Source organism: Stutzerimonas sp. KH-1, assembly GCF_054483855.1.
On sequence record NZ_CM137011.1, the window covers coordinates 1,717,267 to 1,728,965 of the forward strand.

Genomic DNA, 11,699 nt, shown 5'->3' on the forward strand with positions numbered 1-11,699 from the left:
AGATCGGCATATGAAGGGTGGCCGCGCTACAGCCGAGTCGGCACCGCTGCCTCAGGCTGACTCGATCATCAGCGTTCGGAGGACGCCAGCTTGACGCAGAAGCTGATCATTCATATCCGCCAGCATCCGAATGTCGACGGGCTGCCGCGCTTCGACGGGCTGACGTCGGCGAGCATCGTCACCCCCGCGACGGCGGACGAGTTTCGCGCGGCGGTGGAGGAAATCATGGGCTTTGCCTGCATCGGTTTCGATACCGAATCCAAACCGACCTTCAAGGTGGGCGAAGTCTCCAGCGGTCCGCACCTGATCCAGTTCGCTACCCCGGCAAAGGCCTACCTGTTCAGGATCGGCGTGCCCGGCTGCATCGAAGCGGCCAGCGCAATCCTGCAAGCGCCCGCGCTGGCGAAGATCGGTTTCGGGCTGAAGTCGGATCGCTCCAGACTGCACGGCAAGCTGGGCATCCGGCCGGCCAGCCTGCTGGACCTGGGCTCGGTGCTTCGCTATCAGGGCAAGAAGGGTCAGGTCGGCCTGCGCGGTGCGGTGGCCGCGGTGCTCGACGCGCGGATCGAAAAATCCCGCAGCGTGGCCACCTCGAACTGGGCGAACCCCGCGCTGACCGAGGCACAGCAGGCCTACGCGGCCAACGATGCCTACGCCGCGCTGCGCGTGTTCCTCGGTCTGAGCGCAGAGCAGCAGGCGATGCTGCTCGCGGCGCTACCGCGCTGACAAGGCTTCGGCGGCGCTCGACGGAGTCAGGCCAGCCCATGCGTCCGACGTTGCAGGAAGGTCAGCGCGGCATACGCCAGCACCCCCAGTCCCGCCGACAGCCACAGCGCCCGCGTACCGAAGTCGTCGATCAGCAATGCGAACACCAGCGGTGAAAACGCCTGGGCGAAGCGTGCCGGCACCATCAGCAGACCCTGGCGCAGGCCATAGCCATGGGGACCGAATATCGCCAGCGGCAAGGTCCCTTTGGCAATGGTCAGAATGCCGTTGCCGCCGCCATGCAGAAGCACGAATGCGGTGGTCGCAGGCGCACCCGCCAGCATCACGCCAGCCGCACCGATGGGATGGGCAATGGCGGCGAGGCGGGCCGAGATCAGTGGATGGAAGCGCTGCAGCAGGACGAACTCCAGGCAGCGCGCCCCGACCTGGGCCGGTCCGACCAGCGCCGCGATCGCGATAGCGGCGGCCGGTGACAGTCCGGACTCCTGCAGCAGACGCGGCAGGTGCGCCGCCATCGCCGTGCTGGTGAACCAGGTGGCAGCGAAGACGAAGGCCAGCAACGCCATGGTCAATCCCGCACCGGAACGTCCGTCTGTCTGCGCTTGCTCTGCCGCGGTTGGGGCCGGCTGAACGCCAACCGGAATCAGCAGCCGGTTCAATGGCAGCCCGAGCAGCAGATGCGCTCCGGCCCATGTGAGGCAGGTCGCGCGCCAGCCAAGTTCGGCGTTCAGCCAGCCGCTGATCGGCCAGCACACCGTACTGGCGAAGCCGGCGAGCAAGGTGATGCCGGTGATCGTGCCGCGCGCATCGCGACCGTAGATGCCGGCAAGCGTGGAGAAGGCCGACTCGTAAAGGCCGAGCGCCATGCCGATTCCGATCACCAACCAGCCGAGCCAGAGCATCAGCGGCCCGTTTGCCAGGCCGAGCACGGCCAGGCCGAGGGCAAAAACGACACTGGAAAGCGCCAGCACATCGCGCCCGCCGTGATGGTCGATACGCTTGCCGGACAACGGCCCGAGGATGGCGGTGACGATCAGTGCCAGGGAAAACGCAGCGAATACATTGCCGGTGGAGATGCCCAATTCGCTCGCCATCGGTTCGGCGAGAATGGCCGGCAGGTAGTAGGTCGAACCCCAGGCCAGGGTCTGTGCACTGCCGAGTGCGAGAACGATGCGCAGACGTGACGGCATGCTCAGCGACACCCGTCAGCGGCACGGTGCGAGACAAGGGGGTAATGAAGGACGCGGTTCATCCGTGCTCCTGTGTTGCCATCAACCAATCGGCCAAGCTCGCCAGGATACGCAATCGGCCGTGACGATTTCGCGTCAGATAGCTTGAATCGGGCAAGCCGAACACTGCCGTGAGGCCGAATGCGAACACGCCGGGCGCAAAGGCCCGGCAGGTTCGATGCTGCTGCGACTGATCGGTTATAGCGCATCCCAGCGATAACGCACGCCCACCCAACCCGCCCGCGGCGCGCCAGGGGCGATGAACTGCTCGTGACGCCATTCGTCCGGGTCCGATTCGAAGGCGTTGCCGGCGCCAACAAAGGGATTCTCGGCCAGCGCGCCGCCGGTGGCGTAACGCTTGTCGAAGAGGTTGTCGACCCGGCCGAACAGCGTCCAGTCACGAGCTAAGCGGTAATCGGCCGTTAGGTTGACCACCGCGTAACCCGGCAGCTTGCCGCTGCCCTCTACCTCGTCGTTGGGCTGATGACGGTTGTTCTCGTTGCCGCGCACGTACTGCGATGAGTACGCCAGGACACTGGTGCCGACTCGCAGCCGCTCGTTGAGATTCCAGTTCAGCCCCAGCTTGAGGTTGTGCTTCGGCAGGCCTGGCAGATAGTCGCCGCTGGACACGCGAATCTCGTCGTCCGGGCAGCCGCCCTCGCCTTCGGTGCTGTTGTTTTCGGCGAGGATGCAGGCCGCGGAGCGGAAGGTCGCATGCAGATAGGTGTAGTCCACTCGCCAGTCGAACGGCCCTTGCGTGCCGGCCAGCCCCAGCTCGATGCCCTGGCGGCGGGTGCGGCCGAAGTTGGTGAAGTAGCCCATGCTGCCGCCGGTGCCAACGAACAGCAGATCATCATGGTTCACGCTGCGAAAGGCCCCGAGGTTCCAGCGGGTGCCGCCCGCCAGTTCGCCACGTACACCGAACTCCAGCGTGCGGGTGACCACCTGCTCAAGGAAGGGATCGGCCGCCATGGCGTTCGGCAGACTGCACGGGTTCGCTGGATCGGCGCAGCCCAGCTCGATTGGCGTCGGCGCGCGATTGCCCTGGGAGAAGCCGCCGTAGAAGGTGACCGCCGGTTGCAGCTGCCAGGCAAAACCCAGCGCGGGATTGAGCTTGCGATAGGTGAAGTCGCCATTCAGCGCATCGCCCATGCGATCGGTGTTGACCACGCGCGTGCGGTTGTAGCGCAGCGAGCCGGTCAGCTGCAGTGCGTCGGTCAGCGCCCAGGTATCGGTGGCATAGAGACTGGAAGTACGGGTGCGCCCCAGCAAGCTGTTGGCCTGCTCCTCCTCTTCGCTGGCGACGATGCCGCGCTCGTCGGTCAGCTCGCCGCCCTGTTCGCTCTGGTGGAAGCTGGCGCGGGTGTTGTCGTGGGACAGTCCGAAGGCGAACTGATGCGCGCCGACATTCCGCGCCCACTGCAGGGCCAGACCATAGGCTCGTTGCGCCGTGCGGGTACGGTTCAACACACCGCTCTCGGGCCCTTCGCCGATGAAGCCGCCGTCTTCCCACACCTCGTATTCGTCCTCGTACTCATCGTTGCCGTCGCCATTGAGCGTTGCGGTACGGGTGCGGCGCAGATAGACCGTGCCGGACAGCCGATCGTTGTCGTTCAGCCAGTGGCTCGCGGACAGCGCCATCAGGTGGTTGCGGTTCTCGGTCTGGTCGGGGTGGGTGAAGATCGCCTCGCGCCGCTGGTCGTACATGCTTTCAGGAATCAAGCCGTTGCCGATCAGGTCGTTGTCGGCGTGTGCCAGCGTCAGTGCCAAATCAGTGGTGTCGGTGGTCCAGGCGAACTTGCCGAACAGCTGGCGGACCTCGGACGGCGAATGGTCACGCCAACCGTCCTCGTCCATGCCCTCGGCGGCCAGGTACCAAGAGAGTTCTTCGTGGCTGCCACCCTGTTCAATGGCACCGCCCTGGCGTCCGAACGAACCGCCGTAGACCTCCGCCGAGCCACCTGGATGGGTATCGCCACGCTTGGTCTGCAGCGCCAGCGCGCCGCCCAGGGTGTTCAGGCCGTACAGCGGGTTCGAGCCCGGCACCAGGGCCATGTTGGCAATGGCAGTGTTCGGGATCAGGTCCCAGTGCACCACATCGCCGAACGCTTCATTGACCCGCACGCCGTCGAGAAAAACCGAAAGGCCCTGCGGCGTACCGAGCAGCGGCGAGGCGGTGAAGCCACGATAGTTGAGGTCCGCCTGGTAAGGATTGCCCTGGATCTCGTTGACGTTGACGCTGGGCAGCCCGCGCTGCAGCTTCTCTGCCAGTGACTGGCCGCCGAGCCGCCGCAGGTCCTCGTCATCCAGCGACTGGATGTTGGACGGCACCTGATCCTTTGGCAGCTCGATGCCCGGCAGCGGCGTGGTACCGACCACCTCCTGGCTGCCGAGATCGAGCGTCTGCTCGGCATGAACGGACGCCGGCAACAGCGCGGCGATGGCGAGGGACAGCAGCGTACGGCGGGGCATCGCGCTGCAACAGAGCTGATACGGCATGGGTGGTCCTTGTTCTTGTTGGCCAATCGGTCTGGCCAGGCCACCGGCATTCGCGACGCGGCGAGAACCGCGGGCAACCGCATGCTGGCAACCTGCCAGATTCGATTATCGAGAGCCGTGGCGCAGTGCCGACAGGGAAGAATTCCCGGCTCTGGCGGGAAAAATTCCCGGCCGCGTGGAGATTGGTCTTACGACCAGCGCACTAACTCGGGCCCACGACTTTCGCAAAACACAAGCGCCCCGCTCGCCTGGTACAGGCGCGCGGGGGCTGTTCTGGAAAAAATTGGAGAGGCGCTTTGGACTCAGCGCACAGTCATGTCGCGTCGCATCGAAGCAGGAGAGAAGGAAAGAGGCCGATCAGACCTCGCACAACATGCGGTCACCGACGCGGAGCAAACCCTGATCGATGGCCAGGTGCACGAGTTCGGCCTGGGAGCTGACCTCCAGCTTGCTTTTCAGCAGGGCCATATGGTTCGAAACGGTCTTGCTGCTGATGCACAGCCGCTCGGCGATCTCCCGATTGCCGATGCCACGCGCGAGCATGATGAAGATTTCCATCTCGCGCGGCGTCATCTCGGCCAGTCGCCCCTTGATTGGCGACTGCGACGGCCGCTGGCACGCCAGCTCGGTCGCCAGCGGCTGCTCGATGAAGGTCTGCCCGGCAAGCACCTTGCGCACCGCCTCCACCAATACGTCCGGCGCGCAGCGCTTGGTCAGATAGCCGGAAGCGCCAGCATCCAGTGCCTGCCGGACCAGTGCCAGCTCGTCATGCATGCTGAACACCAGCACCGGCAACAACGGCAACCGCTGACGCAGGCGTCGACAGGTTTCCAGACCGCTGATGCCCGGCAGGCCGAGGTCGAGCACGACCAGGCTGGGAATCGATTCCTGCACCTGCTCCAGCGCCTGCTCACCGCTGGCGGCTTCACTGACTGTCACCTCGGGAAGCAGAGCCTTGAGCAGGCTCGCGTAGCCCTGACGCACTACTGCGTGGTCATCCACCAGCAGAATCTTCATGACGTGGCTCCTTGCAAAGGCAACTTGAGATAGAGCGCCCAGCCCTTTCCGGCGCGGTGGCGCATACGCAGCCGGGCACCCAGGCAGCGCGCGTGCTCGACCATCGAACGCAGGCCGACCCCCGGCCGTTCTGGCGGCAACCCATGGCCATCGTCCCGCAGCAGCAGGCGCAGCCCGTTGTGACCGCCACACAGATGCAGGCACACGCGAGTCGCGCGCGCATGCCGCGCCACGTTGGTCAGCGCCTCCTGCACCATGCGATAGAGATGCACCTTGGCGTCCATCGACAGCGCTGGAATCGGTCCGCGCAGCCGGAGCTCGCACTCGATGCCCTGGGTGCTCTGCCACTGCTCGGCGAGTTGCCCGATGGCGTCTTCCAGGTTCAGGTGATCGAGCATCACCGGATACAGGTCTCGCACTAGCGTGCGAAAACCGTTCTGCAGATCGAGGCTGTGTTGCTCGAGGTGCGCCGCGGTTTCGCGAACGGCGTCGGGTTGCTCTGCCTGGACGCGCAGCAGGCAGGCCCGCGCGCGGATACCGGCCAGATACTGGCCAAGGTCGTCATGCAGCGCCTGCGCCAGCCGGGTGCGCTCACGTTCCTGCAGCGCCAGCAGCGCCTGGGTCAGCTGCTCGTTGTCGGCCCGCGCATCTTCGAGTGCAGCGGCCATGTGATTGAAGCGCTCGGCGAGCTTGCGCGACTCGGCGAAGCGATGCGATGGCAGACGGGTATCGAGGCGGCCATCAGCGATACGCACAAGTGCGCCCAGCAATTCGCCGAGCACACGCATGCCTGGGCGCACGGCCCAGCGGATCGCCAGCAGGCAGAGCAGCAGCGCCAGGCCGAACAGCACCAGCAGCTGCAGCAACGAATCCCTGACCTCCTCGACTTCATCATACGGATCGACACTGATGTGCAGCCGCTGGCCATTGGACAGCTGAAGGACGCTGGGCGACGACAGCTCGGCGGGGTACAACCAGGCCCCGAGCCAGTGGTCGAGCGCCGGATCGCCCCCAACGGGCATCGATTCGGTGGCGTCCAGCCAGCGCACGCGAATGTGGCGCAGGCTATCGGTCAGGCCCGGGCTGAGGGAGTCGGGATCACGCTCGGCCATCTCGCCGAGATAGCCAACCACCGCCGCGGCGGCATCGAGCTCGCGCTGTACATCGTGGGCGGCCTGGCGCAGCAACACGGCCAGACAGACCACGGTCACAACGGCAAAGAACAGCGTGACCAGCAGATTGATTCGCCAGAGTGCGGACATATCGGCAACTCCCGGTGATCAGCGCCGAGCGCCAGTCCGCTTCACTTGACCACGAACCGGCCTTCCATGCCCTTGTTCTGCAGCCCCTTGCAGTAGAACGGGTAGCTGCCCGGCTTGACGGGGAGGAAGAAGATTTCCGCCTCTCCGGCGTCCTCGAATTCCAGTTCGACCAGCGTGATCGCCTTGATCTCCACGCCACCGGCCTCGACCTTGCGCAAGAAGATCGACTTGGCGAACTCGGGCGCCTGGAACGCACACTCCTTCTGGCCATCGGAGCTGACCTTGAGCTGATAGGCGACGCCGGTCTCCAGCTGATATTCCTTCTGCGACACGGCGTAATCGCTCTGCTCGGAACCGAACTTCAGATCCGGCAAGGCCTGCGTACGACGGGTTAGGTCGCCGGCGGCGTGGCTGTGATCGAACCCGACCAGGCTGCCAACGAACAGCAGGTTGAGCAGCAGAGCTTTATATGTGGGCATAGGGATGGCCTCGTTATTGTTATCGGACGGACTCATGCTAGGGGTAGCCGTCGTTCGCTTACCTACTACCTTGGTACCGCCCGAGCGGTACTTTCTGCATATTCCCCCGCTCTGCCATGGTTCCTATGCTGCCTGCAACGTCACAGGAGCTGCCCATGAGCCACGCATTACGACGAGCCGGTTTCCTGATCGCCCTCACCTGCTGCACGCAGTTCGCTGCAGCGGCACCCAGCCAGGAGCTGGCGATACGCATCGGTTATCTCGGTTATCGCCCAGACACCGGCCCTGTGCTCTCCAACGTCATTCCCGAGCCTGAAGACGCCGGCCTGCGCGGCGCCGAGCTGGCGATCACCGACAGCAACAGCACGGGGCGTTTTCTCAAGCACAGCTATGTGCTCGAAGCGGCCACCAGCGAAACGCCGGAAGAACTCTTGGAACAGGCCGGCAAGCAGTACGCCGACGGCCTGCGCCTGTTCGTGGTCAACGCGCCGGGCGAGTCCCTGCGCCAGCTGTCGGACGCCATGCCGGAAGCGCTGCTGATCAACGCCGGCAGTGCCGACGATGCACTGCGCAGCCAGCGTTGCCTGGCAAATGTCCTGCACACCCTGCCGAGCCGCAGCATGCTCGCCGATGCGCTCGGCCAGTTTCTCGCGGCGCGCCGCTGGAATCGCTGGATGCTGATCGTCGGCCCTACGGCTGATGATCAAGCCTATGCCGAGGCTTTGCGTCGCGCGGCCAAACGCTTCGGTCACCGCATCGTGGAGGAGAAGCCCTGGAGTTTCGATAACGACCAGCGCCGCAGTGCCCAGGCCGAGATGCCGCTGTTCACCCAGGGCGCCGAATACGATGTGGTGCTGGTGGCGGACGAGCGTGGCGACTTCGGTGAGTACGTGCCGTATCACACCTGGTTGCCGCGCCCGGTGGCCGGCACCCAGGGCCTGACCGCCACCGGCTGGCACAAGACGGTGGAAACCTACGGCGCCGCCCAATTGCAGAAACGCTTCGAGGCGCATGCCAAGCGCTGGATGAACGACCGCGATTTCGCCGCCTGGATGGGCGTGCGCAGCCTCGCGGCGGCGGTCACCCGCCTGCGCAGCACAGACGCTGCAGCAATCCGTCAGCTGTCGCTCAGCGGTGAGCTGCCGCTGGATGGTTTCAAGGGTCGCAAGCTGAGCTTCCGCCCCTGGAATGGCCAGCTGCGCCAGCCGATCCCGCTGGTACACCCGCGTGCACTGGTATCGAACTCGCCACAGGACGGCTTTCTGCATCCCACCAGCGAACTGGACACCCTCGGCTTCGACGCACCGGAAAGCAGCTGCCGCCTGAACGAGGCCCGCCCATGAGTCGTCTCGCTGCAGCCGCGCTGCTCGGCCTTGCCACCCTGCCCGCCAGCGCCGACGAAATGGGCTATGAGGCCTATGTCGACAGCCCCAAGCGCATCAAATGCCTCTACGGCTATGTGACGGCGAAGACCGGCAACTTCGATGCAGCCAAGGCGATCTTCGAGGACTGCGTGGCGCGCTGGAACGACGTCTACTCGATGATCTCGCTGGCACAAATGTACGAGAGCGGCAGCGGCATGGAGCCGGACCTGCGCAGATCCGCCGAGCTGCTGAAGCAAGGCGCGGAGCAACCGGACGACGCCAGCTACGTCAGCCTGGCGCGCTACCACTGGGGTGTCGCGCTGGCCGAGGGTCGTGGCGTCGAAGCCGATCAGGACGCTGCACGCCACTGGCTGCAACGCGCCGCCGCCGGCGGCCAGGAAGAAGCCGAAGACTATCTGCGTAAGCTGGACAGCAGCGACGCTAATGCCCCCATCACACAATAACGACAAGAGAATCCAACCATGCCCAGAACTGCCCTTACCTCTGCCATCGCCATTGCACTCAGCCTTGCCGCAAGCTCTGCTGTCGCCGCCACCGCCTACGTCTCCAACGAGAAAGACGACAGCATCAGCGTGATCAACCTGGACACGATGGAAACCGTCGAGACGCTGGAAGTCGGCATGCGCCCGCGCGGCCTCACGCTCTCCCATGACAACAAGCTGCTGTACATCTGCGCCAGCGACTCGGACACCGTGCAGGTGATGGACCTGGCCACGCGGCAGATCATCAAGCAGCTGCCGTCGGGCGCCGATCCCGAGCAGTTCGCGCTGCACCCGAACAACAAGTGGCTGTACATCTCCAACGAAGACGACGCACTGGTAACCGTGGTCGACGTGGACAAGGAAGAAGTGCTGGCGCAGATCGACGTCGGCGTCGAGCCCGAGGGCATGGGGGTGAGCCCGGACGGCAAGTGGGCGGTCAACACCAGCGAAACCACCAACATGCTGCACTGGATCGATACCAGCACCAACGAACTGGTCGACAACACCCTGGTCGACCAGCGCCCTCGCCACGTCGAATTCACCAAGGACAGCAAGCTGCTCTGGGCCTCGGCCGAGATCGGCGGCACGGTCAGCGTGGTGGACGTGGATAAACGCGAGATCCTCAAGACGCTGACCTTCAAGATCAAGGGCGTGCACCCGGACAAGGTTCAACCGGTGGGCGTCAAGCTCACCTCCGACGGCAAGTACGCCTTCGTCGCGCTCGGCCCGGCCAACCACATCGCCGTAGTGGATGCGAAAACCTACGAGGTGCTCGACTACCTGCTGGTGGGTCGCCGCGTCTGGCACATGGCATTCAACCCTGACGAAAGCCTGCTGCTGACCACCAACGGCGTCAGCGGCGACGTTTCGGTGATCGACGTGGACAAGCTCAAGGTGACCAAGTCAATCAAGGTCGGCCGCTATCCGTGGGGCGTGGTGGTCGCCCCATGAACGCGCTGGAGGTGGGCGACATCGCGTTCGCCTACGGTGAGCGGCGCGCGCTGGACGGAGTGAGCTTTACCGCAGCGCAGGGACGTTTCACGGCATTGCTCGGGCCGAACGGAGCGGGTAAGTCGACCCTGATCGCACTCTTGACCCGGCTGTACGACTTGCAGCAGGGGCAGATCCGTATCGCCGGCTTCGATCTGCGCGAAACACCGCGCAAGGCCCTTGCGCGCTTGGGCGTGGTGTTCCAGCAGAGCACACTGGACCTGGACCTTACGGTCGAACAGAACCTGCGCTACCACGCGGCGCTGCATGGCATGCCGCGGATCGTGGCAAACGAACGTATCGAGCTGGAACTGCAGCGCCAGCAACTCGGCGAGCGGCGACGCAACAAGGTGCGCGAACTCAACGGTGGTCACCGTCGCCGAGTGGAAATCGCCCGTGCCCTGCTGCACCGACCCGAGCTGCTGTTGCTCGATGAGGCCAGCGCCGGCCTCGATCCCGCCAGCCGCCAGGCGCTCAACCAGCATGTGCGAGCGCTCTGCCGTGACGAGGGCATGAGCGTGCTCTGGACCACGCATCTGCTGGATGAGGTCCAGGCCGATGACGATCTGCTGGTGCTCAATCGCGGCCGTCTGGTGGCTCAGGGCCGTGCTGCGGAGCTGGCTACCGAGGGCGAAGACCTGGCCGCGAGCTTTGCGCGGCTGACCGGCAACGATACCCACGGGGCCGGTAGCAGCCTCGGCAACCGGCCTGCGGTGCTAGACGGTACGCCGCGTGCAATCGAGCCCCAACACGAGGCGGTGGCGCCTGCTTCCAACCCAGAGGCTCGCAGCGCGCGTACGTCCCTCGAGTCCGGGCGGAGGAGCTCATGATCATCTACTGGGAATGCCTGCGCGGTATCGTTCTGCGTGAATGGCTGCGCTTCGTGCAGCAGCGTTCGCGCTTCTTCAGCGCCCTGGTGCGGCCGCTGCTCTGGCTGGTGGTGTTTGCCGCAGGCTTTCGCGCGGCGCTCGGCATCGCCATCATCGAGCCGTACGACACCTACATCACCTACGAAACGTACATCGTGCCGGGGCTGGCCTGCATGATCCTGCTGTTCAACGGCATGCAGGGCTCACTGTCGATGGTCTACGACCGCGAGATGGGCAGCATGCGCGTGTTGCTGACCAGCCCGCTGCCGCGCAGCTTTCTGCTGGCCAGCAAACTCGTCGCTACGGCGTTGATCTCCTTGCTGCAGGTCTATGCCTTTCTCGCCATCGCCTGGTTCTACGGCGTGCAGCCTCCAGCGCTGGGACTGATCGTCGCCCTGCCCGCCCTGCTGCTGGTGGCATTGCTGCTCAGCGCCCTGGGCTTGCTGCTATCCAACGGCATTCGGCAGCTGGAGAATTTTGCCGGGGTGATGAATTTCGTGATCTTTCCGATGTTCTTCCTCTCCTCGGCGCTCTACCCGCTGTGGAAGATGCGCGAGGCGAGCGAGTGGTTGTACTGGATCTGTGCCCTGAACCCCTTCACCCACGCCGTGGAGCTGGTCCGTCATGCGCTTTATCTGCGCCTGGCACCAACCGCGTTGATGGTCTGCATCGGGCTGACCCTGCTGTTCAGCCTTCTGGCGGTGCTCAGTTTCAACCCACAGCACGCAGCCTTGCGCCGCTCAGCCTGAGCGATCTACTAC

At 64.9% G+C, this 11,699-nt stretch carries 11 protein-coding genes; 6 read left to right on the forward strand and 5 right to left on the reverse strand.

Annotation, left to right across the window (positions count from 1 at the left end):
- The first annotated feature begins 90 nt into the window (after nt 1–90).
- On the forward strand, nt 91–726 hold the full coding sequence (locus ACX1DW_RS08140) for a 3'-5' exonuclease (protein ID WP_458993179.1): 636 nt from the start codon (nt 91–93) through the stop codon (nt 724–726).
- Nucleotides 727–752: 26 nt separating this feature from the next.
- Here ACX1DW_RS08140 and ACX1DW_RS08145 read toward each other — a convergent pair whose 3' ends face one another.
- The 5 genes from ACX1DW_RS08145 to ACX1DW_RS08165 form a co-directional block, all read right to left on the reverse strand.
- Nucleotides 753–1,916 carry an MFS transporter gene (locus tag ACX1DW_RS08145; protein WP_458993180.1) on the reverse strand — a complete coding sequence of 388 codons (1,164 nt, stop codon included), beginning with the start codon at nt 1,914–1,916 and terminating at the stop codon, nt 753–755.
- A 237-nt stretch (nt 1,917–2,153) separates the two neighbouring features.
- Entirely contained in the window at nt 2,154–4,454 is a 2,301-nt protein-coding gene (locus tag ACX1DW_RS08150; RefSeq protein WP_458993181.1) for a TonB-dependent receptor, read from the reverse strand.
- Between the two features lie 357 nt (nt 4,455–4,811).
- Nucleotides 4,812–5,471, reverse strand: coding sequence for a response regulator transcription factor (locus tag ACX1DW_RS08155; RefSeq protein ID WP_458993182.1), 660 nt, complete (start codon nt 5,469–5,471; stop codon nt 4,812–4,814).
- Nucleotides 5,468–6,733 (reverse strand): HAMP domain-containing sensor histidine kinase, encoded by a 1,266-nt coding sequence (locus tag ACX1DW_RS08160; RefSeq protein WP_458993183.1) that lies wholly within the window; start codon nt 6,731–6,733, stop codon nt 5,468–5,470. The genes ACX1DW_RS08155 and ACX1DW_RS08160 overlap by 4 nt, the downstream gene beginning before the upstream one ends.
- 41 nt (nt 6,734–6,774) lie before the next feature.
- Complete coding sequence (locus tag ACX1DW_RS08165) at nt 6,775–7,212, reverse strand: cupredoxin domain-containing protein (protein WP_102840986.1); 438 nt, start codon at nt 7,210–7,212, stop codon at nt 6,775–6,777.
- Between the two features lie 155 nt (nt 7,213–7,367).
- On the opposite strand from ACX1DW_RS08165, the gene ACX1DW_RS08170 reads away from it, so the two are divergent.
- Genes ACX1DW_RS08170 through ACX1DW_RS08190 form a run of 5 tightly spaced genes read left to right on the forward strand, consistent with a single transcriptional unit; the run spans nt 7,368 to nt 11,687 of the window.
- A complete protein-coding gene (locus tag ACX1DW_RS08170) occupies nt 7,368–8,555 on the forward strand; it encodes an ABC transporter substrate-binding protein (protein WP_444815153.1) in 1,188 nt (395 codons plus the stop codon).
- Complete coding sequence (locus ACX1DW_RS08175) at nt 8,552–9,040, forward strand: tetratricopeptide repeat protein (protein ID WP_458993184.1); 489 nt, start codon at nt 8,552–8,554, stop codon at nt 9,038–9,040. Before ACX1DW_RS08170 ends, ACX1DW_RS08175 begins: the two co-directional genes overlap by 4 nt.
- 18 nt (nt 9,041–9,058) lie before the next feature.
- On the forward strand, nt 9,059–10,030 hold the full coding sequence (locus tag ACX1DW_RS08180) for a YVTN family beta-propeller repeat protein (protein WP_458993185.1): 972 nt from the start codon (nt 9,059–9,061) through the stop codon (nt 10,028–10,030).
- Nucleotides 10,027–10,899, forward strand: coding sequence for an ABC transporter ATP-binding protein (locus ACX1DW_RS08185; RefSeq protein WP_458993186.1), 873 nt, complete (start codon nt 10,027–10,029; stop codon nt 10,897–10,899). The genes ACX1DW_RS08180 and ACX1DW_RS08185 overlap by 4 nt, the downstream gene beginning before the upstream one ends.
- Nucleotides 10,896–11,687: an ABC transporter permease gene (locus ACX1DW_RS08190; RefSeq protein ID WP_102840981.1), complete on the forward strand. Its 792-nt coding sequence runs from the start codon at nt 10,896–10,898 to the stop codon at nt 11,685–11,687. The genes ACX1DW_RS08185 and ACX1DW_RS08190 overlap by 4 nt, the downstream gene beginning before the upstream one ends.
- Nucleotides 11,688–11,699 lie beyond the last annotated feature (12 nt).

Bases quoted from the DNA above. Each gene is read 5' to 3' on its own strand.
- ACX1DW_RS08185 (WP_458993186.1), top strand. From the start codon at position 10,027: ATGAACGCGCTGGAGGTGGGCGACATCGCGTTCGCCTACGGTGAGCGG.
- ACX1DW_RS08175 (WP_458993184.1), top strand. From the start codon at position 8,552: ATGAGTCGTCTCGCTGCAGCCGCGCTGCTCGGCCTTGCCACCCTGCCC.
- ACX1DW_RS08190 (WP_102840981.1), top strand. From the start codon at position 10,896: ATGATCATCTACTGGGAATGCCTGCGCGGTATCGTTCTGCGTGAATGG.
- ACX1DW_RS08155 (WP_458993182.1), bottom strand. From the start codon at position 5,471: ATGAAGATTCTGCTGGTGGATGACCACGCAGTAGTGCGTCAGGGCTAC.
- ACX1DW_RS08145 (WP_458993180.1), bottom strand. From the start codon at position 1,916: ATGCCGTCACGTCTGCGCATCGTTCTCGCACTCGGCAGTGCACAGACC.
- ACX1DW_RS08170 (WP_444815153.1), top strand. From the start codon at position 7,368: ATGAGCCACGCATTACGACGAGCCGGTTTCCTGATCGCCCTCACCTGC.
- ACX1DW_RS08160 (WP_458993183.1), bottom strand. From the start codon at position 6,733: ATGTCCGCACTCTGGCGAATCAATCTGCTGGTCACGCTGTTCTTTGCC.
- ACX1DW_RS08180 (WP_458993185.1), top strand. From the start codon at position 9,059: ATGCCCAGAACTGCCCTTACCTCTGCCATCGCCATTGCACTCAGCCTT.
- ACX1DW_RS08165 (WP_102840986.1), bottom strand. From the start codon at position 7,212: ATGCCCACATATAAAGCTCTGCTGCTCAACCTGCTGTTCGTTGGCAGC.
- ACX1DW_RS08150 (WP_458993181.1), bottom strand. From the start codon at position 4,454: ATGCCGTATCAGCTCTGTTGCAGCGCGATGCCCCGCCGTACGCTGCTG.